Source organism: Aquibacillus koreensis (assembly GCF_025154055.1).
Classification (GTDB): Bacteria; Bacillota; Bacilli; order Bacillales; family Amphibacillaceae; genus Aquibacillus_C; species Aquibacillus_C koreensis.
In genome coordinates, this window is record NZ_JAOALK010000063.1 from 64,537 (window position 1) to 87,238 (window position 22,702).

The 22,702-nt window shown below is 39.1% G+C and carries 21 protein-coding genes and 2 other annotated features; of the genes, 20 read left to right on the top strand and 1 reads right to left on the bottom strand.

The window, feature by feature from the left end:
- The first annotated feature begins 340 nt into the window (after positions 1 to 340).
- Positions 341 to 587 (top strand) — a binding site (T-box leader).
- Between the two features lie 34 nt (positions 588 to 621).
- Positions 622 to 835 (top strand) — a binding site (T-box leader).
- A gap of 70 nt (positions 836 to 905) precedes the next feature.
- The 9 genes from trpE to NYQ66_RS20840 all read left to right on the top strand — a co-directional run bounded on the left by trpE (position 906) and on the right by NYQ66_RS20840 (position 9,201).
- Positions 906 to 2,312 carry an anthranilate synthase component I gene (gene trpE / locus NYQ66_RS20800; RefSeq protein ID WP_259872312.1) on the top strand — a complete coding sequence of 469 codons (1,407 nt, stop codon included), beginning with the start codon at positions 906 to 908 and terminating at the stop codon, positions 2,310 to 2,312.
- Complete coding sequence (locus NYQ66_RS20805) at positions 2,293 to 2,892, top strand: anthranilate synthase component II (protein WP_259872313.1); 600 nt, start codon at positions 2,293 to 2,295, stop codon at positions 2,890 to 2,892. The genes trpE and NYQ66_RS20805 overlap by 20 nt, the downstream gene beginning before the upstream one ends.
- On the top strand, positions 2,876 to 3,898 hold the full coding sequence (gene trpD, locus NYQ66_RS20810) for an anthranilate phosphoribosyltransferase (protein WP_259872314.1): 1,023 nt from the start codon (positions 2,876 to 2,878) through the stop codon (positions 3,896 to 3,898). Before NYQ66_RS20805 ends, trpD begins: the two co-directional genes overlap by 17 nt.
- A gap of 2 nt (positions 3,899 to 3,900) precedes the next feature.
- Complete coding sequence (gene trpC / locus NYQ66_RS20815) at positions 3,901 to 4,677, top strand: indole-3-glycerol phosphate synthase TrpC (protein WP_259872315.1); 777 nt, start codon at positions 3,901 to 3,903, stop codon at positions 4,675 to 4,677.
- 13 nt (positions 4,678 to 4,690) lie between these two features.
- The gene (locus NYQ66_RS20820) at positions 4,691 to 5,323 is read left to right on the top strand and encodes a phosphoribosylanthranilate isomerase (RefSeq protein WP_259872316.1); all 633 of its coding nucleotides are present in this window, start codon (positions 4,691 to 4,693) and stop codon (positions 5,321 to 5,323) included.
- Positions 5,298 to 6,503 carry a tryptophan synthase subunit beta gene (gene trpB / locus NYQ66_RS20825; protein WP_259872318.1) on the top strand — a complete coding sequence of 402 codons (1,206 nt, stop codon included), beginning with the start codon at positions 5,298 to 5,300 and terminating at the stop codon, positions 6,501 to 6,503. The genes NYQ66_RS20820 and trpB overlap by 26 nt, the downstream gene beginning before the upstream one ends.
- Positions 6,496 to 7,290, top strand: coding sequence for a tryptophan synthase subunit alpha (gene trpA / locus NYQ66_RS20830; RefSeq protein ID WP_259872319.1), 795 nt, complete (start codon positions 6,496 to 6,498; stop codon positions 7,288 to 7,290). The genes trpB and trpA overlap by 8 nt, the downstream gene beginning before the upstream one ends.
- 305 nt (positions 7,291 to 7,595) lie before the next feature.
- Positions 7,596 to 8,765: an MFS transporter gene (locus NYQ66_RS20835; RefSeq protein ID WP_334313811.1), complete on the top strand. Its 1,170-nt coding sequence runs from the start codon at positions 7,596 to 7,598 to the stop codon at positions 8,763 to 8,765.
- A 241-nt stretch (positions 8,766 to 9,006) separates the two neighbouring features.
- Positions 9,007 to 9,201 (top strand): hypothetical protein, encoded by a 195-nt coding sequence (locus NYQ66_RS20840; protein WP_259872320.1) that lies wholly within the window; start codon positions 9,007 to 9,009, stop codon positions 9,199 to 9,201.
- 293 nt (positions 9,202 to 9,494) lie between these two features.
- On the opposite strand, the gene NYQ66_RS20845 is transcribed toward NYQ66_RS20840, so the two are convergent.
- Entirely contained in the window at positions 9,495 to 11,114 is a 1,620-nt protein-coding gene (locus tag NYQ66_RS20845) for an ABC-F family ATP-binding cassette domain-containing protein (protein ID WP_259872321.1), read from the bottom strand.
- Between the two features lie 450 nt (positions 11,115 to 11,564).
- On the opposite strand from NYQ66_RS20845, the gene NYQ66_RS20850 reads away from it, so the two are divergent.
- The 11 genes from NYQ66_RS20850 (at position 11,565) to pntB (ending at position 22,564) form a co-directional block, all read left to right on the top strand.
- Positions 11,565 to 13,982, top strand: coding sequence for a Na+/H+ antiporter subunit A (locus NYQ66_RS20850; RefSeq protein ID WP_259872322.1), 2,418 nt, complete (start codon positions 11,565 to 11,567; stop codon positions 13,980 to 13,982).
- On the top strand, positions 13,979 to 14,404 hold the full coding sequence (locus NYQ66_RS20855; RefSeq protein ID WP_259872324.1) for a Na(+)/H(+) antiporter subunit B: 426 nt from the start codon (positions 13,979 to 13,981) through the stop codon (positions 14,402 to 14,404). The genes NYQ66_RS20850 and NYQ66_RS20855 overlap by 4 nt, the downstream gene beginning before the upstream one ends.
- 1 nt (position 14,405) lies before the next feature.
- Complete coding sequence (locus NYQ66_RS20860; RefSeq protein ID WP_259872326.1) at positions 14,406 to 14,741, top strand: Na(+)/H(+) antiporter subunit C; 336 nt, start codon at positions 14,406 to 14,408, stop codon at positions 14,739 to 14,741.
- Positions 14,734 to 16,236, top strand: a complete 1,503-nt coding sequence (locus tag NYQ66_RS20865) for a Na+/H+ antiporter subunit D (protein ID WP_259872327.1) — start codon at positions 14,734 to 14,736, stop codon at positions 16,234 to 16,236. Before NYQ66_RS20860 ends, NYQ66_RS20865 begins: the two co-directional genes overlap by 8 nt.
- An 83-nt stretch (positions 16,237 to 16,319) precedes the next feature.
- On the top strand, positions 16,320 to 16,796 hold the full coding sequence (locus NYQ66_RS20870; RefSeq protein ID WP_259872329.1) for a Na+/H+ antiporter subunit E: 477 nt from the start codon (positions 16,320 to 16,322) through the stop codon (positions 16,794 to 16,796).
- The gene (locus NYQ66_RS20875; protein WP_259872331.1) at positions 16,796 to 17,077 is read left to right on the top strand and encodes a Na(+)/H(+) antiporter subunit F1; all 282 of its coding nucleotides are present in this window, start codon (positions 16,796 to 16,798) and stop codon (positions 17,075 to 17,077) included. The genes NYQ66_RS20870 and NYQ66_RS20875 overlap by 1 nt, the downstream gene beginning before the upstream one ends.
- Positions 17,058 to 17,408 carry a monovalent cation/H(+) antiporter subunit G gene (gene mnhG / locus NYQ66_RS20880; protein WP_311202044.1) on the top strand — a complete coding sequence of 117 codons (351 nt, stop codon included), beginning with the start codon at positions 17,058 to 17,060 and terminating at the stop codon, positions 17,406 to 17,408. Before NYQ66_RS20875 ends, mnhG begins: the two co-directional genes overlap by 20 nt.
- 704 nt (positions 17,409 to 18,112) lie before the next feature.
- Positions 18,113 to 18,319, top strand: a complete 207-nt coding sequence (locus NYQ66_RS20885) for a hypothetical protein (protein ID WP_259872344.1) — start codon at positions 18,113 to 18,115, stop codon at positions 18,317 to 18,319.
- Between the two features lie 109 nt (positions 18,320 to 18,428).
- Entirely contained in the window at positions 18,429 to 19,373 is a 945-nt protein-coding gene (locus tag NYQ66_RS20890) for a nuclease-related domain-containing protein (protein WP_259872346.1), read from the top strand.
- Positions 19,374 to 19,612: 239 nt separating this feature from the next.
- On the top strand, positions 19,613 to 21,160 hold the full coding sequence (locus tag NYQ66_RS20895) for a Re/Si-specific NAD(P)(+) transhydrogenase subunit alpha (RefSeq protein WP_259872347.1): 1,548 nt from the start codon (positions 19,613 to 19,615) through the stop codon (positions 21,158 to 21,160).
- Positions 21,161 to 21,163: 3 nt separating this feature from the next.
- Positions 21,164 to 22,564 (top strand): Re/Si-specific NAD(P)(+) transhydrogenase subunit beta, encoded by a 1,401-nt coding sequence (gene pntB, locus NYQ66_RS20900; RefSeq protein WP_259872348.1) that lies wholly within the window; start codon positions 21,164 to 21,166, stop codon positions 22,562 to 22,564.
- Positions 22,565 to 22,702: the final 138 nt, after the last annotated feature.

The window sequence follows — 22,702 nt, forward strand, 5'->3', positions numbered from 1 at the left end:
GCGGACATTTTTTCCGCTATTTCAACACTTTGAAGTACTTATCTTACGTTTTCAGTAAAATAACGGAAAAAATGTCCGCAAAAATGCTAAATCACTAAGAAGTTACTAAAATAGCGGAAAAAATGTCCGTTCATTTCCCAGTACTCTTCTAGCATTCAAGTTTTAAATGTTGAAAACGTAGCTAGTGGCTAGGACTTCGCATTTTATATCAAATCCGTAATAAAGAAGTACATATGTTATTGTACCAATTCTAAAGTTATATAATTTTTCAGAAAATTTAACCCGTAGCATTGACAAACGAAACAATGCATACTATGATAATAAGCAACATCAAATAAACGGTTTTGCGAAGACGAAGAGTAGTAACTCATAATGATTACTTAAGAGAGCTGATGGCGGTGCGAATCAGTGTAGCATGTGGGTGAATGGACTTCCGAGCTCCAAACTGAACTCCTATATCAGGATAGTAGGCTTTGGCGACATGTCTCATCGTTACACGAGACAGTGTGGATCTCGAATGATTCATACATAAAGTGAGCTGTTATGCAGCTAATTAAGGTGGTACCACGGGTTTCCTCGTCCTTTTCGGATGTGGAAGCCCTTTTTGTTTACCTAATTTTATAAAAATCGTTGAGTAAGAGTAGTATGCTACTAATTCATAAAAGAGAGCCGGGATTGCTGGGAACCGGTATGATAGGTAGGCAGAATGGACTTACGAGAGTTCTCCTGAACGTTGTAGTATGGAGAAACGGTGATCCCTCGTTATCGGGACGAAAGAGGAAGGAAATCCCTTCAAGTAGTGGTGGCACCGCGGTAAAAACTTATCGTCCCCTACAATCGCAGTAAACTGTGATTGTAGGGGGCTTTTTTTATACACAGAAAACCTTAAAAAGGAGAAATGAAAAATGACAACATCCAATCTCAACTATAAAAGCATTCAATTAAATGGTGACATGTTGACCCCAATTTCTGTATTCAATCGATTGAACGGAAAGAGAAAGTTCATGCTCGAAAGCTCAGCTAATCATGGTGAAAAAGGGCGGTACTCATTCATAGGACTAAATCCTTTTAAGGAAATCGTTGGGGATGCTGTGCAAACAACCGTACACAACCTCAAAAATGGTGAAAAGAAAGTAGAAGCTAGAAAGCCATTAGAAGTAGTCAAAGAACATATTCCAAACGAGGCGTTAGATTTACCATTTGCATTTTACGGAGGGGCAATTGGTTATATTGGCTACGATGCGATTCGTCAATATGAATATATCGGTGAAGCGTTAGAAGATGAAATTGATATGCCAGATGTGCACGTCATGATGTATCAAGATGTAGTCGTATTTGATCATAAAAGTCAAACAGTCACTGTCATTACTGTTAACCTTGACGGATCTCGGTCCGATCAAGATTTAGAAGACAATTTACACCAGTTAGAAAAAGAAATTGGAAAGCAGGAAGCAGAATCACCAAGCCAAGCATTTGATGTGAGTTTCGAAGCCTCGATTCAGAAAGAAACTTTTGTAGAAATGGTAAACAAAGCAAAACAACATATAACAGATGGAGACATCTTTCAAGTCGTACTTTCACAAAGAATGAAAGCGAGCTTTGATGCCGATCCATTTACTTTTTATCGTAGACTTAGAATCGCCAATCCATCGCCATATATGTTTTTCATCGATTTTGATGATTATATCGTGTTAGGTGCTTCTCCTGAGAGCTTAATTAAGATTGATGGATCAAAGGTCGTAACGAATCCAATTGCTGGAACGCGACCAAGAGGAAAAACGACCGAAGAAGACCAAGCACTAGCGGCAGAGTTACTGTCAGATGAAAAAGAGTTAGCAGAACATAAGATGCTTGTTGACCTTAGTCGTAATGATCTCGGTCGTGTTTGCGAAATAGGTAGTATTTCTATTCCAAAATATATGACGATTGAACGTTATCAACACGTGATGCACATTGTATCGGAAGTACAAGGAACATTGACGAAAGATTATAGCGGATTAGATGCACTGATTTCAACTTTGCCAGCAGGCACGGTATCAGGTGCGCCGAAGATAAGAGCAATGCAAATCATTAATAATTTGGAAACAAAAAAACGTGGGGTGTACGCAGGTGCGGTTGGTTATATCAATATGAATGGGGACTTAGATTTAGCTCTAGCCATTCGGACGATGGTCATCAAAGGAAATCAAGCGTATGTGCAAGCGGGCGCTGGTGTCGTATATGACTCCGATCCAGAAGCTGAGTATCAAGAAACGTTAAATAAAGCAAAATCATTATTGGAGGTAAATAAACATGATCTTGTTAATCGATAATTATGATTCATTTACGTATAACTTATACCAATATATTTCAGAACTAGGAAAAGAAGTGAAGGTAATTCGTAACGATAAGCTTACGATTGATGATATTAGAGAATGGAAACCAGAGGCAATTATTCTTTCGCCTGGGCCAGGAACGCCACAAGATGCAGGGATCTGTATCGAAGTAGTAAAACAATTATCAACGGAATTTCCGATTTTGGGAATTTGTTTAGGACATCAAGCAATAGGAGCGGCGTATGGTGGAAATATTATTCACGCAAAACAAATCAAGCATGGAAAGACGTCGATGGTAAGTCATCAAAACGATGAAATATTTAATTATTTACAGCAACCATTAGAAGTCATGCGATATCACTCCCTAGTTATAGAAAAGGAACAAGTCCCATCTGATTTAGTCGTAACTGCTACAACGATGGATGATAGAGAAATCATGGCAGTTAAACATACCTATTTACCAGTGTACGGCTTGCAGTTCCACCCAGAATCGATCGGTACGAAAGAAGGAAAGAAAATTTTAAAAAATTTCTTTACAGCGATTAGAAAGGAGAAGGCACATGAAACAATTTCTTGATAAGATTACCAATAATGAGTCATTGGGAATGGAAGAGATGGAAGTTGCAGCTCGTCAAATGTTTGAGGAAGGCACATCGGATACAGAAATTGGTGCATTCTTAACTGGGTTGAAGGTAAAGGGAGAAACGGCTGATGAGATTGCAGGTTTAGTAAACGTCATTCGAGAAAAATCAATGACATTGCCAAGTTCAATCCCTGGGGTGATGGACAATTGTGGAACTGGAGGAGACGGATCGCAAAGCTTTAACGTTAGTACAACATCTGCATTTGTTATTGCTGGAGCAGGTGTTACCGTCGCTAAACACGGGAACAGAAGTATCTCAAGTAAAACAGGAAGTGCAGACGTGCTGGAGCATTTAGGTGTATCATTAGCATTAACGCCTGAACAAACCCACGAAGCATTAAAAGAAAATGGCATTGCATTCTTGTTTGCTCCACATGTTCACCCAGCGTTAAAACGGATGATGAAAGTGAGAAAAGATTTACGTATTCCAACAATCTTTAATTTAATTGGTCCATTAACCAATCCAGTTGAATTAACAACACAACTACTAGGCATCTATCGCCGTGACATGTTAGAGCGCATGGCGAACGTGTTACATCGTTTAGGTCGAAAGCGTGCGTTAATTTTAAATGGTGCAGGTCACATGGATGAGGCATCACTTGCAGGAGAAAATCACCTCGTATTATTAGAGCGAGGCGAGATCATGCAGTTCACCTTAAGTCCTGAGGAAGTTGGTTTGCCAGTCTATAGTAATGAAGCGATCATCGGTGGCGATTCGAAACAAAATGCAGAGATATTATATGGTGTATTAAACGGTGAAAAAGGAGCTTATCGTGATACCGTGCTCATGAATGCTGGTCTTGGGATTTTTGCAAACGGAAAAGCAGAAACAGTCCAAGATGGTGTGAAATTGGCAAAAGAGAGTATCGATTCTGGAGCGGCATTATCGAAGCTTGAATATTTAATTGACTTTAGTAGCCGAACGAAACAAGAGGTGTAAGGATGACAACAATACTAGATAAAATTTTAATAGAAAAAGAGAAAGAAGTAGCAGTCTTAAAAGAAAGCTACCAGCCGAGTAGAGATGGGGAACAGGTGAAACGGCCATCACTATATGATGTGTTCATGCAATCGGATCGTATGAACATCATTGCCGAAATAAAACGCGCTTCACCTTCCAAGGGGATCATTAATGCGGATGTAAATCCTCCAGAGCAAGCAAAGCAATATGAGAGCTATGGTGCCGGACTAATCTCCGTACTAACAGATGAGCCATTTTTTAAAGGAACAATGGCAGACTTACAAGCGGTACACGCGGCAGTCCAAGTCCCGTTATTAAATAAAGACTTCATCATTGATGAGATTCAAATCGATCGTGCAAAAGACTATGGAGCAAGTGTAATTCTTCTTATCGCAGCGGCCTTGCCAAAAGAAAGACTCCAAGCATTATATACGTATGCGACAGAGCGTGGTCTTGATGTTTTATTTGAAGTCCATGATGAAGAAGAAATGCAGGTTGCAAAGGATATTGGGGCAAATATCATTGGGATTAACAACCGTAACTTAAAAACATTTGAAGTAGATTTAGCTATCACGGAACGACTAGCTAAGCTGGTTGATACGGATAAAACACTAGTAATCAGTGAAAGTGGATTCCAAACAACGGATGATGTCGAACGAATCAAGAAGTCTGGTATTCGAGGGATTTTAGTTGGGGAGACGATGATGCGATCTAAGAATCTTGAGCAAACCTTTGGAGAGTTAAGGGTATCGTTATAGAGGAGCGGTAAGCATGAAAGTGAAAATATGTGGTATTACGACACAACAAGCAGCAGACCAAGCGATAGAATCAGGCGCCGACTTTATTGGATTTGTTTTTGCGAAAAGTAAACGAAGAATAGATAAGGATCGTGCGAAAGCAATTGCCGAAAGTATCCCTAGTAACGTTAAAAAGGTTGGCGTCTTTGTGAACGAAGACGTAGAAGTCATCAAGGATATTGCGGAAACGGTTGGTCTAGACTATGTACAGTTACACGGGGACGAATCACCAGAATTCTGTGATCGAGTTGGTTTTCCAATTATAAAGGCATTTCAGGTGCGGTCTAAATCTGATTTAGAGGAAATTTCCAATTATAATTGTAATTATTATTTATTAGATAGTCCTGCAGGTAAATACCGAGGAGGCAATGGAGAAACATTTGATTGGAAACTAACAAAAGACTTAAACCTTGATGGGAAAGTAATCCTAGCGGGTGGTTTGCACGCAGAAAATGTACAGGATGCAATAAAAGAAGTACAACCAGAAGGTATTGATGTATCTAGCGGTGTAGAAACAGATGGAGCAAAAGATCTCAATAAAATCGACGCCTTTATCAAAGAGGCAAAGAAAGGTGATACAGATGGAAACTTATCAGCAACCGAATAAACAGGGGCATTTCGGTTCCTTTGGTGGAAGGTTCGTACCGGAAACGTTAATGCCAGCTGTTTTAGAATTGGAACAAGCATATAAAGAAGCAATCGAAGACCCAGCATTTAACGAAGAGTTAGATTACTATTTAAAGCAATACGTTGGAAGAGAAACACCACTATATTATGCAGAGCGTTTCTCGAAAAAACTAGGTGGTCCTAAAATCTATTTAAAAAGAGAAGATTTAAACCATACTGGTGCACACAAAATTAATAATGCCATTGGGCAAGCACTTCTGACGCTAAGGATGGGCAAGAAAAAAGTAGTGGCGGAAACTGGTGCAGGACAACACGGAGTTGCAACAGCAACAGTTTGTGCACTTCTGGGCTTAGAGTGTGTGATTTTCATGGGGAAAGAAGACATTCGTAGACAAAAATTGAATGTGTTCCGTATGGAGCTCTTAGGTGCTCGTGTGGAGAGTGTAGACCAAGGTAGTGGAACGTTAAAGGATGCGGTAAACGAAGCATTACGCTACTGGGTAAGCAATGTAGAAGATACGCATTATATAATCGGTTCTGTTGTAGGGCCACATCCATTTCCACAGATTGTTCGGGATTTCCAAGCGTGTATCGGTTCAGAAACAAAAAAACAGATCCTAGAGCAAGAGGGTAAGTTGCCGGAAGCGGTTGTTGCTTGTATCGGTGGTGGAAGTAACTCGATGGGAATGTTCTATCCGTTTGTGGACGATAAAGAGGTAAAACTCTATGGCGTCGAAGCTGGTGGTGCAGGTGTTGAAACAGGGAAACATGCGGTAACGTTGAACCATGGTACAAAAGGAATTTTGCACGGTACGATGACGTATCTCCTGCAGGATGAAAACGGACAAATTCAAGAGGCGCACTCTATTTCTGCGGGCTTAGATTACCCAGGTGTTGGACCAGAGCATAGTCACTTTAAAGAAATCGATCGGGTGATTTATGATTCTATTACGGATGAAGAGGCATTAGAAGGGCTGCAAGCGCTATCGAAGACGGAAGGTATTATTCCCGCGTTGGAGAGTGCACATGCGATTGCTTATGCGACGAAGCTAGCTAAACAAATGAAGGAAGATGAAATTATGGTCATTTGTTTATCTGGGCGTGGAGACAAAGACGTGGAAACTGTAAGAGATGCGCTTGGAGGTGAAGTAAATGGGTAAACAAAAGATGGATCAAGCATTTGAAACTGTGCTAGCAAGAGGAGATAAGGCGTTTGTTCCTTATATCATGGCTGGAGACGGTGGCTTGGATCGCTTAGATGAGGACTTAGCCTTTTTGGAGGAAAGTGGAGCAACGGTAGTAGAACTTGGGATTCCATTTTCTGACCCGGTAGCGGATGGACCAACGATTCAAGAAGCAGGATTACGCGCGCTTGCTGAAGGTGTGAGCTTACGGTCTGTTTTGGAAAAATTAAAAGAATCTAGTCAGACTCGTACCATTCCAATTGTACTAATGACATACATTAATCCAATTTATGCTTTCGGTGTAAAGGAATTTGCAAAAGCTTGTGATGAAGCGGGCGTGGATGGATTGATTATTCCTGACATGCCAATGGAAGAGGAGCCTATTATCGCAAATGAACTAACAGCGTTTAACATTGCGTTAATTCGATTGGCTGCTCTAACAAGTCCAAAAGAACGTTTAGTAGAAATTGCAAAACGAACAGAAGGATTTTTATATGCGGTAACCGTTACAGGTACAACTGGTGCAAGAACTTCTTTTAAGGAAAACCTTGCGGGGCATTTACAAGATTTAAAAGAATTAGCGAGTGTGCCGGTGTTGGCTGGGTTTGGAGTATCAACAGCGGAACATGTGGAAGAGTTAACAAAGAGCTGTGATGGTGTAGTTGTAGGTAGTCGTATTGTTGACTTACTTCATAAAGGGGAAAAGGATACGCTTCGTGAATTGATCCAGTCTGCAAAACTATCTGAAAAAGCAAGTTTATAAAGGTTGTAAAAGGAGAGGTGCGAATTCGATGGGATTCGTGTCTCTCTTTTCTGATCTTTTCAAAATGGTGGCTTAGGGATTGTGCATTTCAAGGTTGGTGTATCAAAATCTGAAAGTGTACTTAGTTGTTAAAAGAATTAGGTATTTGACAGGTAGGATATAAAATTCAAGAATGAACTGTCAAAATGCCCGCAACACTCATCGATAATTGGATTAGGGAGCTCTGCTTGTTCAACTAAGCCTTGACGTGATATCATTAATCGTTACAATACTTGTTCCAATTGTACATACAAAGGGTGAACAGCTTGAAATTAAATAAAGTACTACCTATATTATTTTTAATTATGTTCCTAGTCATGGTTGGCTTTGGCATCATTATTCCGGTCATGCCATTCTATGCAGAGGAATTAGGGGCTTCCCCTACGGAATTAGGAATACTAATGGCTATCTATTCGTTAATGCAGTTTATTTTTGCTCCTATGTGGGGGCGCCTGTCGGATCGAATTGGTCGTAAACCAGTGATCATGATTGGTATTTTTGGACTCTCTCTATCATTCTTTATCTTAGCGCTGTCCACACATTTATGGATGTTGTTTGTTGCTAGAATCATTGGTGGCATATTATCAGCCGCGAACATGCCAACAGTAATGGCCTACGTTGCAGATATAACATCAGAAGAAGATCGTGCAAAGGGTATGGGGATTATAGGAGCGGCTACGGGACTAGGTTTCATTTTTGGACCGGCAATTGGGGGAGTTTTTACAAACATTAATCTACATACCCCTTTTTATATCGCAGGTTTCGTATCGCTACTCACATTAATTCTTGTGTTCCTTGTTCTGAAAGAATCGTTACATCATTCGGATCGAAAAGCGGTTGTGAGAGAGAAACTTTCATGGGAAAGAATTGTTCGTGATCCATTAGCAACACTCTATTTTTTGCAATTATTTATTTCTTTATCATTGTCTGGACTAGAAGCGACTTTTGCTTATTTTGCAGCAAAAAGAGCAGGCATAGACTCCGTGACATTAGGCTACATATTTATGATTATGGGACTAGCTAGTGCAGCTGTGCAGGGCTCCATGGGGAGATTGACAAAGAAGTATGGAGAAACAACGATTATTCAAGCAGGCATTCTCATTTCAGCGCTTGGATTTGGATTGATTCTCTTTATTGAAAACTTTACAATGGCAGCTATTTTCCTCGCAATATTCGGAGTCGGAAATGGTGTTATTCGACCAAGTGTATCTTCTTTGTTAACAAAAAAATCAAAAGCAGGATACGGCACGACGACAGGGTACTTATCTTCATTTGATTCACTAGGGAGAATAATTGGTCCAGTACTTGGAGGGTTGTTGTACTCGGTTGCGATCGTTCTACCATATCTATCAGGCATTATACTATCCTTATTGGCATTGGTTCTTTATAGACTCTATACATCTCGCTCGAAACAACAAATAACTTCGCAAACATAATCTAGTAAAGACCGTTCAGAAGCTTTAAGTTCTGAACGGTCTTTCTAATTTCTTATAAAATGTTCATTCTCTTCAACGCTATAATAACAACCTTCTACCCGCCTTATTCAAATGAACTATACGCGGTTACTATAGTTAAGGTCCTCTCGTCATACAATTGCGAAAAGCAATCATGCTTATCCAAACATCTGGTTATATATAAAACCCATGCGCATAATCTATAACAAAGGAGGTGTAGGACATGTTGGGAATTATTATTTTCTTGTTTTTGGTCGTTCTTGCCATTTTATTAAAGATTAATAGAGTCCAAGCATTACAAGTCATATCACTAAAGGGTTTTATGCAAGGGAATGTTGATCCAAAAGGTAGTGTGAAAGCACATGATGATGTGATCGATGGTCCTGGTGACAACATCATAGGAGATGGGGATGAATAAGGCTGTTTGCGATAGTGTGACAAGCGTAAACGCACGCTCATCTCTCAATTAATACCTACTAATCTCCAGTTCAGTTTGGGTAACCACCTTTAGCGTGCCATCATCTTCTACACCAAAATGAAACGTATGGGTATCTGACAGAGTAGAAATCTGTAAAAAACCCCAATTCGTTGATACGCTTCATCAACATCACTACTTTCATAGACTTAGCTTCTCGATTATCAATGCTGTACACGTCAAAATTTAGGACGCCAAACAAAAAATGCCTCGCTATTGAAGCGAGACATTTCATATTAAGCATACATAGCTGCAATTTCTTTTTGGAGCTTTTTATCAGCTACGTATTCGTCGTAACTCATTTCTTTATCAACGATACCTTGTGGTGTCATCTCAATTAAACGGTTTGCAATACTGTTAACAAACTGTTGGTCATGTGATGTGAACAAGATTGAACCTTTAAACTTAATTAAACCGTTGTTTAAAGAAGTGATTGATTCTAGATCTAAGTGGTTCGTTGGTTCATCTAACAATAATACGTTCGAGTTGCTTAGCATCATTTTAGATAGCATACAACGGACTTTTTCTCCACCAGATAAAACGTTCGCTTTTTTCAACGCTTGCTCTCCAGAGAATAGCATTCTACCCAAGAAGCCACGAAGGAATGTTTCTGTTTGGTCTTCAGGTGAATATTGACGTAACCAGTCCACTAGTGTCAGTTCACCATTCTCAAAGTACTTTGAGTTTTCTTTAGGGAAATAAGACTGTGATGTCGTTACACCCCAAGAGAACGTACCTTCATCCGCTTCGATTTCACCCATTAAGATACGGAATAAAGTTGTTTTTGCAATCTCATCTCTTCCGACAAATGCAACTTTATCATCTTTATTTAGAGTGAAACTTACGTTGTCCAAAACTTTTTCGCCATCAATTGTTTTTGAAATACCATCGACACGTAACAAGTCATTTCCAATTTCACGACCAGGAGTAAAAGCTACATATGGATATTTACGCGATGACGGTTTAATATCATCCAGTGTGATATTATCAAGCATCTTTTTACGAGAAGTTGCTTGTTTTGATTTCGATGCATTCGCGCTAAAACGCGCAACGAAATTCTGTAGTTCTTTAATTTTCTCTTCTTTTTTCTTGTTTTGCTCTTGTGCCATTCTTAAAGCTAATTGACTTGATTCATACCAGAAATCGTAGTTACCAACATATAGCTCAATCTTACCAAAGTCTACGTCAGCGATATGCGTACAAACTTTGTTTAGGAAGTGTCTGTCGTGGGAAACGACAATTACTGTATTATCAAAATTAATTAAGAACTCTTCTAACCACTGAATAGCTTGAATATCAAGGTGGTTTGTCGGCTCATCCAGTAATAAGATATCTGGGTTACCGAATAATGCTTGAGCTAAAAGCACTTTTACTTTTTCGCCACCAGTTAAATCAGCCATTTTCTTCTCATGAAGATCTTCACCGATCCCTAGACCTTTTAATAAAACAGCTGCGTCAGATTCTGCTTCCCAACCATTAAGTTCTGCGAATTCACCTTCAAGTTCAGCAGCACGCATGCCATCTTCTTCAGAAAAGTCGCCTTTCATGTAGATGGCATCTTTTTCTTGCATGATTTCATAAAGGCGTTCATGTCCCATAATCACTGTTTTAAGCACTTCATATTCTTCGTACTCATAGTGGTCCTGCTTTAGAACAGCTAAACGCTCATCTTTTCCAAGTGAAACGTTACCAGATTGAGCTTCTACTTCACCAGACAAGATCTTTAAGAAGGTAGACTTTCCCGCTCCGTTTGCACCAATTAATCCGTAACAATTCCCGGGAGTAAACTTTATATTGACGTCTTCAAACAACTTTTTATCACCATAGCGTAAACTTACATTCGTAGCTTGTAACATAGGTTTTATTCCTCCAAAAAAACGTAATCAAAGCTTAGCTTAAGCCATTTAAAGGTGTAAGTCAATGAAGAGCGTTGATATTAGTCATTTAGATGGGATTTAAGTCCAAGTAGTTGGAGTAGTTACACTAAATTTGGGGAATATAAAATTAATAGCAATCATTACCCATCATGAGCTAGCGGTAGTAAGTGTTTACTATATAAAAGTAGTAAACGAAAAAATTTTTTAAGGGGTTTTTACTGAATTTCTTCTTATTTAATATAACCAGTCGAATCGCTAATCGTATAGGGTTTGATTAGGTGCGAATAATAAAAAAATCATGTATAATTCAAATTGTTAAAAAAGTAACAAACTACATAATGTGTGGAAGTGTTAAGCAAGTATAATCTTGGCATGCTTGTAAAAGTATAAAGAAACTGATGTTTTATATTGATAAGGAGGTATGGGCTGTTGTCTATATTACATATCGCTATTCTAGCCCCATTTATTTTTGCTATCTTTATTCCCTTGTTCTATAAATATTTACCGCGAATTCATACAGGTTGGTTCGTGTTGGTTCTGCCTACCTTACTGTTTATCTACCTAATCCGGATGTTACCTACCATTTCAAAAGGTGAAGTGATAACGAAACAATTCGAGTGGGTGCCATCCTTAGGCATCAATTTTAATGTGTATATAGATGGCTTAGGCTTATTATTTGCACTATTGATCACTGGAATCGGTGCACTCGTGGTGCTCTATTCTATTTATTATTTAGGTAAAAAAGGCGAAGCGCTGCATAACTTTTATGTGTATTTACTGATGTTTATGGGAGCGATGCTTGGTGTCGTTCTGTCAGGAAACTTAATGGTGTTGTATGTGTTCTGGGAACTAACAAGTTTAGCTTCTGCATTGTTAATTGGTTATTGGTACCATCGTAAAAAGTCAAGAGATGGTGCATTGAAATCTATGCTGGTAACGGTAATGGGTGGATTTGCTATGCTCGCCGGTTTCTCATTCTTGTATGTGATTACAGGAACATTTAACATCCAAGAAATCATTGCGAATGCCGATGTAGTTGCGGCAAGCAGCCTATTTATTCCAGCAATGCTGTTAATCTTATTAGGTGCATTTACAAAATCTGCACAATTTCCGTTTCACATTTGGTTACCAGATGCGATGGAAGCACCAACCCCTGTTAGTGCTTACTTGCACTCTGCAACAATGGTTAAAGCAGGTATCTATCTTGTAGCGCGTATGAGCCCAGTATTTGCAGGGGCAGCAGAATGGTTCTGGTTAGTTGCTGGTTTAGGTATCTTCACCCTACTATGGGGATCATTTAATGCGGTTAGACAGACAGATCTTAAATCGATTTTGGCATATTCCACAATCAGTCAGCTTGGTATGATTATGAGTTTACTTGGTTTAGGCTCTGCATCTGCCTACTATGGTTACGAAGATTATTATGTGATTGCTACGTATGCAGCAATTTTTCATTTGATAAACCATTCCACATTTAAAGGAAGCCTATTTATGGTCGTCGGGATCATTGACCATGAAACTGGCACACGTGACATCCGCAAATTAGGTGGGTTAATAACGTTAATGCCAATTACATTTACGTTATCGATCATCGGTGCGTTTTCAATGGCGGGGATCTATCCGTTTAACGGTTTCCTAAGTAAGGAAATGTTCTTTACTGGTTTGTTACATTCCTTAGATATTACGCAATTTAACATGCAATCGTTGGCTTTTCTTTTCCCTGTAATTGGGTGGATTGCCAGTGTATTTACGTTTATCTACTCGATGATTATTGTCTTTAAGACGTTTACTGGAAAATATCAGCCAGAGAAATTGGATAAAAAGCCACATGAAGCTCCAATTGGCATGTTAGTTCCACCAATTATCTTGGCAGCACTAGTAGTTGTATTTGGTTTCTTCCCAGGACTGTTAGAACATACAATCATTGATCCTGCGGTGCATGCAATTCACCCAGCGGCATTAGCGGCGGGAGAACACTTTGGCATACACATATACCCTTGGCATGGTTGGGATGCACCAGAATTGTGGATGACCATTGGTGTTATTGCACTCGGTGTCATCATGTATCTAACTCTCACCAAGTGGCAAAAAATATACGAGTTCTTACGTTTGCACAAAAAAGACCCAATTAATTACATCTACGATTATCTCTTAGATGGAGTCATTCGATTTGCGAAAAAAGTAACAAGCATGCAAATGACAGGATTACTGCGAGACTATCTTGCGTTCATGTTCATCTTTGTCATTGCGATCGTGCTTTACAGTGTCATTCGATACGACGTATTTTCGATTGATACAGGCAACATGGAAGGAATTCCTTTCTACTTCTGGATCATCGCTTTCGTCTTTGCTGCAGCGACTATTACGGTTCCATTTATTCAATATCGAGTAGCTGCAATTATTGCTGTGGGAATTGTCGGTTACCTTGTGGCGTTGTTCTTTGTCATCTTTAGAGCACCAGATTTAGCTTTGACACAATTGTTAGTAGAAACGGTAACAACAACTTTGTTCTTACTATGTTTTTACCACTTGCCTGAACTGCGCAAAGAAAGAAGTAAACCGAAATTTAAATTAACGAACTTAATCATTGCAATTGGTGTAGGTGCTACAGTGACCATTACTGCGCTAAGTACACTTGTAGCCAGGGGTCATAGACCGTTTGAAGCTATCTCAGAATATCACTTGGAAAATTCTTATAAATTAGCTGGCGGGGATAACGTTGTGAACGTTATTCTAGTAGACTTCCGTGGATTTGATACATTTTTAGAAATTCTGGTTTTAGGCATCGCATCCCTGGGTCTCTATTCACTAATTAAGTTCCGTGTGAAGGGGAGGGACAGCATATGATGAAAAATAGCTTATCACTTCAAACGATTTCGCGAATTGCTGTTTTCATTATCTTACTGTTTTCCGTGTATTTCTTATTTGCAGGTCACAATAATCCTGGTGGAGGCTTTATTGGTGGCTTAATGGCTGCATCAGCTTTAGTCTTGCTATATCTAAGTTTCGGTACGAAAAAAATAAACAAAGTCATTCGAATTAACTTTCCCTACTTAATAGCAACAGGATTATTAATCGCAATGGCAACAGGCGTAATTAGTGTTATATTCGGTTATCCTTTCCTAACGCAGTTTTATGAGTATTTCCATTTCCCGTTGTTAGGAAAAGCCGGGTTGGCAACGGCCTTGCTATTTGACGCTGGCGTCTTCTTAGTGGTCATCGGGGTCACCATACTTGTTATTCTAACGATTGCGGAGGATGATGACTAATATGGAAATATTAATGGTATTACTAGTCGGTTTAATATTCACAGTGGCCACGTACTTGGTACTAACAAAAAGTCTATTACGAGTTGTTTTAGGACTTGTTCTATTCTCTCACGGTGCACATACATTGATTTTGACAATGGGTGGATTGGGAACAGGTGATGCACCCATATTGGGTGCTAGTGAAACCTATACGGATCCCTTGCCACAAGCATTAATTCTAACTGCAATTGTTATTAGTTTTGGTGTCACTGCGTTTTTACTTGTTATGGCCTATCGTACGTACAAGGTGCACAAAACAGATGATTTAGATCAATTAAGGGGAAGTTCGGATGAATAATTTATTACTATTACCTGTCGTAATCCCAATGTTCATTGGTGTTATATTAATATTTTTTGTAAAAAACATACGCGTTCAACGAGCAATTTCCGTCATTGGTAGCCTTGCGCTCCTAATTGCATCTGTTTATTTAGCATTTGCAGCATATGAAAGCAATAGCCAAGTATTAACGCTAGAATTAGGTAATTGGCAAGCGCCATTTGGTATTGTGTTAGTTGGTGACATGCTTGCCACACTATTAGTTGCGCTAGCGGGTATCGTCGGTTTATTTAGCTTACTGTTTGCGTTCCAATCGATCGGTGAGGAACGAGAAAAAAGCTATTTTTACTCATTCTTTTTCTTCTTGTTAACGGGGGTAAATGGAGCTTTTCTAACAGGAGATCTATTCAACTTATTCGTATTCTTTGAGGTAATGTTGATTTCTTCCTATGTATTAATCGTACATGGTGGAACCAAGTTTCAACTGCGCGAATCGTTTAAGTACATGGTAATTAATATGGTTGCATCCATCTTCTTTCTTGTCGGGGTTGCCTATATTTATGCAGTAACAGGTACGCTTAATATGGCAGACTTGGCTGAAAAAGTTGGAGTAATTGGGCAAGATGGGATGCTTAACGTAATCGCAATTATCTTCCTTATTGTTTTTGCGATGAAAGGTGCATTCTTTCCGTTATACTTCTGGTTGCCTAATGCTTATGCGGGGCCACCAGCAGTTGTCACAGCACTATTTGCTGCATTACTTACAAAAGTAGGTATTTATTCTATTTTCCGTTCATTTACATTGATTTTTATTCACGATCGCGAATTCACACATACAATCATTCTTATCTTAGCAGGATTAACAATGATCTTTGGTGTGTTAGGTGCTTTGTCTCAGTTTAATATAAACCGGATATTAAACTTCCAAATTATAAGTCAGGTAGGATTCATGGCGCTGGGAATTGGATTATACTCTCCACTTGCGATAGCTGCATCGGTGTACTATATCGTGCATGACATTATTATTAAAGCAGCACTCTTCTTTACAGCTGGCGCTACGGAAAAAGTAGCTGGAACATCCGACTTGAAAAAGATGAGTGGTCTACTAAAAACACATCCATGGCTAGGTTGGCTATTCTTCATAACTGCCATGTCGTTTGTGGGAATTCCACCTCTAAGTGGATTCTTCGGTAAATTCGGTTTAGTTTTAGGTGGTATTGAAGTTGGAACTACCTTAGCATATATCCTTGTTGCAGTAGTCCTACTTGTTAGCTTGTTAAATCTACTCTCTATGATGCGTATATTCATGAAGGCCTTTTGGGGAGAGAAAAATGATACAGAGCCAAAAATTACAAATAAACAATCGATTGGATTGCTTAGACCGATTATCCCATTAGTTGCATTATCGATCGTTTTAGGTCTAGGTTCAGAACCAGCCTTCCAATATGCCTTAGCTATTGCGGATCAAATATTAGATCCATCGATTTATATTGATGCGGTCCTAAGCGGAAAATAGTATCTTGGTAAGAAATTAAATTTTCAAGTACAAGAAAAACCTGTGGTTTAGATAGGTTTTTCGAAATAGAAGGAGTAGTAGCTATGGCTTTGCAGATTCTATTAAATATTGGCTTAGCAATTATCTGGATGCTATTGACCAATCATTATTCGTTTTCCCACTTTGTCATTGGTTACATTGTTGGTGTCATCTTGCTATATATATTTAGAAGGTTTTTACAGTTTGACTTTTATATGTCCAGAGTCATTGCGGCTATTAAGTTATTATTAATTTTTATGAAAGAAATGATCCTATCAAATATACAAGTGGCAATGCTAATTTTGCGTCCTAAACTTAAGATGAACCCTGGAGTGATTGCCTACCCAACAGAGTTAAAGTCAGGATTAGAAGTAACACTCTTATCTAGTTTAATTACGTTAACGCCTGGTACATTAGTGATGGCTTTCTCCGATGATGAACGGACAATCTACATCCATACACTAGACATAGATGATAAAGACAAGATTATAAATGAGATCAAGACCAATTTTGAAAAAGTGATTATGGAGGTGACTCATTAATGCTTGAGACAACCTTGTGGATTGTATTAGTGATGTTATCCATAGCAGTTCTATTATGCTTTATTCGAGTTGTAAAGGGACCGACAATGTCTGACCGCATCCTCGCTATCGACTTACTTGGGATCAATATGATCGGGATCATTGGGCTAATCATGATTATACAAGATACGTTAGTATATGTAGATGTATTACTAGTACTAGGTATCATCGCATTTATCGGTTCGATTGCCTTATCTAAGTTCATTGAGAGGGGGATTGTCGTTGATCGAGATAATAATTAGTATATTTATTCTGCTTGGTGGTTTCTTTATGCTTTTAGGTGCGTTCGCGATCAATCGCCTCCCAGATACATTCACTCGAATAAATGCTGCAACAAAGGGAGCAACATTAGGTGTTATAGGCGTTATGATAGGTGTATTTTTATTTTTCTTATATGTGGATGATATTGTTAGCGGAAAAGTATTGTTAACGATTGGATTTGTATTCTTAACATCTCCAGCTAGTGGCTTTATTATGGCGCGTGCTGCCTATCATGTTGGTGTTCCACTTTGGGAGAAAAGTACACATAATGATTTAAAAATTGATTTAGAAAAGAAAAAGCAAGAAGGATAGTTTGAAACAGTGGAGTCTTATATGATTTCACTGTTTTTTTGTTTTATTTAGGCTAACGCGTAAGCAAGCGTGTGATTCGAACGCTTCAGAGGCAGTCCCCCGAGCTGACGCGTAAGCAAGTGTGTGATTCGAGCGCGTCAGAGGCAGTCCCCCGAGCTGACGCGTAAGCAAGTGTGTGATTCGAACGCTTCAGAGGCAGTCCCCCGAGCTAACGCGTGAGCAAGCGTGTGATTCGAGCGCGTCAGAGGCAGGTCCCCGAGCTAACGCGTGAGCAAGCGTGTGATTCGACCGCGTCAGAGGCAGGTCCCCGGGCTAACGCGTAAGCAAGCGTGTGATTCGAACGCTTCAGAGGCAGTCCCCCGAGCTAACGCGTAAGCAAGCGTGTGATTCGAACGCTTCAGAGGCAGTCCTCCGAGCTAACGCGTAAGCAAGCGCGTGATTCGAACGTGACAGGGAGCAGACCATGAGTTAACACGTACGAAAGCTCAGCATTCGAACTCGTCAGATCAAGAACTATAAACTAACGCGTAAGATTAAATGGAAAGTCATGCTACAAGTTCTAGCACACCCAAATAATCAGCAACGTTATGCCATAAATACATAGACGTAGTAATAAAATCCTTCCCTCAAAAAAGTGCGTCAAGATTTAATGAGTAAATATGGATATATCTGCAAAACATAACAACTATGAGGAGGTGTGTGGCATGGCTAATGAATATAATGATAATATGCCTAAATTTGAAGACTTAGACGATCGTGTTATTGCAGAAGGAAATCAAAAACCGAGTTTTTCAATGAACTCAAAATTAGATCCTAAAGATCCGACAGAAGACAATCCATACTTTGATAAAACAAAGAATTATAGTAAAGAGGAATTAGAGAAGTTCAAGAAATTTTTTGGTGGAATATAAACGAAAAGAACGCATCCAAAGAAAAATGGATTGCGTTCTTTTCGTTTATTAGTTGTAAAATATTGTCGATTTCGATTATAGTATTATTAAATAAGAAAGGATGGGATATATGTTATTGAAAACAAGAAGTGAATCAGATGAACTATTAACTTTTAGATATCTCAGTCAGCGCATGGATTTATCGGAAAAAGAGGAGCAATACTACTTAAGTTTAGAAAGGGGCTACCAAGGAGAATGTAAATTTGATGAATGGTTAGAGACTCGTCCAACCGGTGGATTAATTCTTAATGACTTGTTGCTCGAACATAATAATACTAAGTTCCAAATTGACTCCTTAATGATCAGACATCCTAAAGTATATATGTTTGAAGTCAAGAATCACGAAGGTGACTATTTCGTTGAAGGTGATCGATGGTTCACAAGGTCTGGGACCGAAGTGAAAAATCCCATGATTCAGGTAAGACGAAGTGAAACACTACTTAGGCAACTACTCCAAACATGTAATAGTAACCTCCATATCGAATCATATTTAATATTTATCAACCCTGAATTTTTTCTTTATCAAGCTAAACCTGATCTCCCAATCATTTATCATCCCCAATTAAATCACTTTTTCGAAAAATTAAAAAAACAACCACAACATCCAAATCATAGACACATGAAACTAGCCCAAAAATTGTTGGACATGCATATCCATCCATCCCCTTTTTCCAATGTTCCTTCATATAAATATGAAGATTTAAAAAAGGGTGTGTTGTGTCGAGTTTGTGGGCAACAGATAAATAAAATTAATAGAGCTATTTTAAAATGTCCTACATGTAACCACGTGGAAGGATTAGACAAAGGTGTGTTAAGAACGATACAAGAATTTCAGAACCTCTTCTCTCAGAAAAAATTAACAAAAAGCAGTATTTATGATTGGTGTAATCAAACAATCTCTGATCGTTCCATAAGTAGATTGCTAATGAATAACTTCCATTGTGTTAGAGGTGGAAAAAACACTTATTATGAACTTGATAGGATGAACGAAGAAATCAAGAGGCAAATTGAATGAAGTACTTTATACACCAGTATAGCGAGTGAAAATTATGAATTTCACCCATATTTTACATATAGACATAAATTGTCCATATGAAAATACACTAAGATTGCATATACTGATTTTATAAACATATTTATAACTAAATAATGAAAAGGAAATTCAGTTCCAAACAAACAGACATCAAGAGAATATCAATACATAAACTTGTGAAATACTTCACATAATTAAATAAAGCAGGAAGGAGCACTACGATGAAAATAGGCATACCAAAGGAAAGCTACGCCGGTGAAACCCGCGTTGCAGCAATTCCTAAAACTGTCGAACAACTTAAAAAGTTCGGCTTTGATGTCTCGGTGGAACAAGGAGCCGGTGAGCAGGCAAGTTTCACAGATGAACAATACAAGACAGCAGGAGCGATCGTCACAACTGATGCAGACGTTTGGCAATCGGACATCATTTACAAATTAAATTCGCCAAACGAGGAAGAGATCGCCAAAATGAAAGAAGGCGCAACGATAGTTAGCTTTATTTATCCACGCCAAAACCCAGAAATAATAAAAAGTCTCACTGAGAAAAAAATCAATGTGTTAGCCATGGATATGGTGCCGAGAATTTCTCGGGCACAAGCTGTTGATGTGTTATCATCTATGGCAAACATTGGAGGATATCGTGCGGTTATGGAGGCAACACATGCCTTTGGTCGCTTTCTAAATGGACAGATAACGGCAGCAGGTAAAGTGCCGCCTGCAAAAATCTTAGTTATTGGTGCCGGGGTAGCAGGTCTCGCTGCCATTGGTGCTGGTAAATCGCTTGGAGCGATCGTTCGAGCATTTGATACACGTGCTGAAGTTGCTGAACAAATTGAATCCATGGGTGGACAGTTTTTAAAGCTAGATTTCGATGAAGATGGATCTACTGCATCCGGCTATGCAAAGGAAATGTCTGAAGCTTTTGTTAAAGCAGAGATGGAATTGTTTGCAGCACAAGCAAAAGAAGTTGATATTATCATCACAACCGCATTAATTCAGGGGAAACCAGCACCGAAGCTTATAACGAAAGACATGGTTGATAGCATGAAGCCAGGTTCGGTAATCGTCGACTTAGCTGCCTCAACAGGGGGTAATTGCGAGTACACCGTTCCAAATGAATTAGTTGTGACAGAATCTGGTGTAAAAATTATTGGTTACACTGATCTACCGGGTCGGATGCCAGCACAAGCATCAGATATGTACGCAACAAACTTGGTTAACCTAACAAAATTGTTATGTAAAGAAAAAGACGGAAACATTGACATTGATTTTGAGGATGTCATTATACGCAACATGACGGTCACCAGACAAGGCAATGTAACATTTCCACCGCCTGAAATAAGCGTGTCTGCTGCACCTGTAAAAAAACAAACAAATCAAGCAGAGATAGAAACAAATACCGAAGAGTCAAAAAACCTATCTGGACTGAAATATGCTTTCGGAATAGCTGCTATTATTTTATTCGGATGGATTGGTCAAGTATCACCACCAGAGTTTTTATCGCACTTCACCGTTTTTGCACTTGCGATCGTTGTTGGCTATTACGTGATTTGGAAAGTAACGCACGCCTTGCATACACCGCTAATGTCCGTTACGAACGCAGTCTCAGGTATTATCGTAGTAGGGGCGTTATTGCAGATAAACAGTGACATAGCCATAGTTAAAATTTTATCATTCATCGGTATTTTCATAGCATCTATAAATGTATTTGGTGGATTTACGGTTACCCACCGTATGTTAAAGATGTTTAGAAAAGATCAGGGGGTGTAAGGAATGTCTCAAGGGTTAGTTACAGTAGCGTATATCATAGCAGGTATCCTATTTATCCTAAGCTTAGCTGGTCTATCGAAACAAGAAACTGCTAAGAATGGAAACGTGTGTGGGATTATTGGCATGGCGATTGCGATCGTCGCAACCGTCTTAAGTGTAGACCTTGATCTCGAGGCTTGGATCTACATCTTAGTAGCGGTAGTCGCTGGTGCCCTGATTGGTACTATTTTAGCAAGAAGAGTTAAAATGACTGAAATGCCAGAACTAATCGCCGCTTTACATAGCTTTGTCGGCTTAGCTGCTGTATTAGTTGGTTTTAATAGTTTTATCGAAATTTTGACACATGAGCCAGTACGTGATGTTCATTTAAATATTGAATTGACGGAAATATATCTTGGTGTATTAATTGGTGCGATAACCTTTACTGGATCTATTGTCGCTTTTGGAAAATTGCATGGAATGATTAAATCAAAACCGCTTTCTTATGCATTCAAGGGAACGATTAACTTAATCTTGATCGTAGCAGCTGTTGTACTTATGTTTTTATTTATTATTGATGGAGGATCACAAAACGCTCTAATTTATCTTAGCATCATGACTGCGATTGCTCTATTTATGGGATGGCAAATGGTGATGTCGATTGGTGGAGCGGACATGCCGGTTGTTATTTCGATGTTAAACTCCTTATCTGGATGGGCAGCAGCTTCAGCTGGATTCATGCTTTCCAATGATTTGTTAATCATCACGGGAGCTTTAGTTGGATCGTCTGGTTGGATTTTATCTTATGTGATGTGTAAAGGAATGAACCGATCATTTATCTCTGTGATTGCCGGAGGGTTTGGTGATTCTGGTGCGAGTGCAACTGCCAGTGGTGAAGAAGGTGAACACCGTGAAATCAGTGCAGAAGATGTAGCGGAAATGCTAAAAGAGTCTAGCTCAGTTGTTATTACACCAGGGTATGGGATGGCCGTAGCCCAAGCGCAATATCCGATTGCAGAAATGACAAAAAAACTCCGTGATCAAGGTATTGAAGTTCGCTTCGCTATTCATCCAGTTGCCGGACGTTTGCCAGGTCATATGAATGTGCTCTTAGCAGAAGCGAATGTGCCCTATGATATTGTATTGGAAATGGATGAGATTAATGAAGATTTCCCTGCTACAGATACAGTGCTCGTCATCGGAGCCAATGATACAGTCAATCCTTCTGCGCAAGAAGATCCAAATGGCCCGATTGGTGGAATGCCAGTTTTGGAAGTGTGGAAAGCAAGAAACGTTGTTGTGCTAAAACGCTCGATGGGTGTTGGCTATGCTGGGGTACAAAATCCACTGTTTTTTAAAGAGAATACCAGTATGTGTTTTGGAGACGCAAAAGCAACTGCAGATGCTATCTTAAAATCAATCTAACTAGTAATAGGGCTAAAGAAGTCTTGTAAAAGTAATACACTTTTACAAGACTTTTTAATGAATGTGAATATGCTTGTTAGATAAATGCCGCTTCGTTGATAAAATACTTTAGATAGGTTCCTAAGTCATAGAGAAGTA

What these genes read in the sequence shown, in the direction of transcription:
- NYQ66_RS20875 (WP_259872331.1), top strand. Translation starts at nt 16,796, where the DNA reads ATGCTTGAGACAACCTTGTGGATTGTATTAGTGATGTTATCCATAGCA.
- NYQ66_RS20845 (WP_259872321.1), bottom strand. Translation starts at nt 11,114, where the DNA reads ATGTTACAAGCTACGAATGTAAGTTTACGCTATGGTGATAAAAAGTTG.
- trpE (WP_259872312.1), top strand. Translation starts at nt 906, where the DNA reads ATGACAACATCCAATCTCAACTATAAAAGCATTCAATTAAATGGTGAC.
- NYQ66_RS20890 (WP_259872346.1), top strand. Translation starts at nt 18,429, where the DNA reads ATGTTATTGAAAACAAGAAGTGAATCAGATGAACTATTAACTTTTAGA.
- NYQ66_RS20820 (WP_259872316.1), top strand. Translation starts at nt 4,691, where the DNA reads ATGAAAGTGAAAATATGTGGTATTACGACACAACAAGCAGCAGACCAA.
- NYQ66_RS20870 (WP_259872329.1), top strand. Translation starts at nt 16,320, where the DNA reads ATGGCTTTGCAGATTCTATTAAATATTGGCTTAGCAATTATCTGGATG.
- pntB (WP_259872348.1), top strand. Translation starts at nt 21,164, where the DNA reads ATGTCTCAAGGGTTAGTTACAGTAGCGTATATCATAGCAGGTATCCTA.
- trpD (WP_259872314.1), top strand. Translation starts at nt 2,876, where the DNA reads ATGAAACAATTTCTTGATAAGATTACCAATAATGAGTCATTGGGAATG.
- NYQ66_RS20860 (WP_259872326.1), top strand. Translation starts at nt 14,406, where the DNA reads ATGGAAATATTAATGGTATTACTAGTCGGTTTAATATTCACAGTGGCC.
- NYQ66_RS20840 (WP_259872320.1), top strand. Translation starts at nt 9,007, where the DNA reads ATGTTGGGAATTATTATTTTCTTGTTTTTGGTCGTTCTTGCCATTTTA.
- NYQ66_RS20805 (WP_259872313.1), top strand. Translation starts at nt 2,293, where the DNA reads ATGATCTTGTTAATCGATAATTATGATTCATTTACGTATAACTTATAC.
- NYQ66_RS20885 (WP_259872344.1), top strand. Translation starts at nt 18,113, where the DNA reads ATGGCTAATGAATATAATGATAATATGCCTAAATTTGAAGACTTAGAC.
- trpA (WP_259872319.1), top strand. Translation starts at nt 6,496, where the DNA reads ATGGGTAAACAAAAGATGGATCAAGCATTTGAAACTGTGCTAGCAAGA.
- NYQ66_RS20855 (WP_259872324.1), top strand. Translation starts at nt 13,979, where the DNA reads ATGATGAAAAATAGCTTATCACTTCAAACGATTTCGCGAATTGCTGTT.
- trpC (WP_259872315.1), top strand. Translation starts at nt 3,901, where the DNA reads ATGACAACAATACTAGATAAAATTTTAATAGAAAAAGAGAAAGAAGTA.
- trpB (WP_259872318.1), top strand. Translation starts at nt 5,298, where the DNA reads ATGGAAACTTATCAGCAACCGAATAAACAGGGGCATTTCGGTTCCTTT.
- NYQ66_RS20865 (WP_259872327.1), top strand. Translation starts at nt 14,734, where the DNA reads ATGAATAATTTATTACTATTACCTGTCGTAATCCCAATGTTCATTGGT.
- NYQ66_RS20895 (WP_259872347.1), top strand. Translation starts at nt 19,613, where the DNA reads ATGAAAATAGGCATACCAAAGGAAAGCTACGCCGGTGAAACCCGCGTT.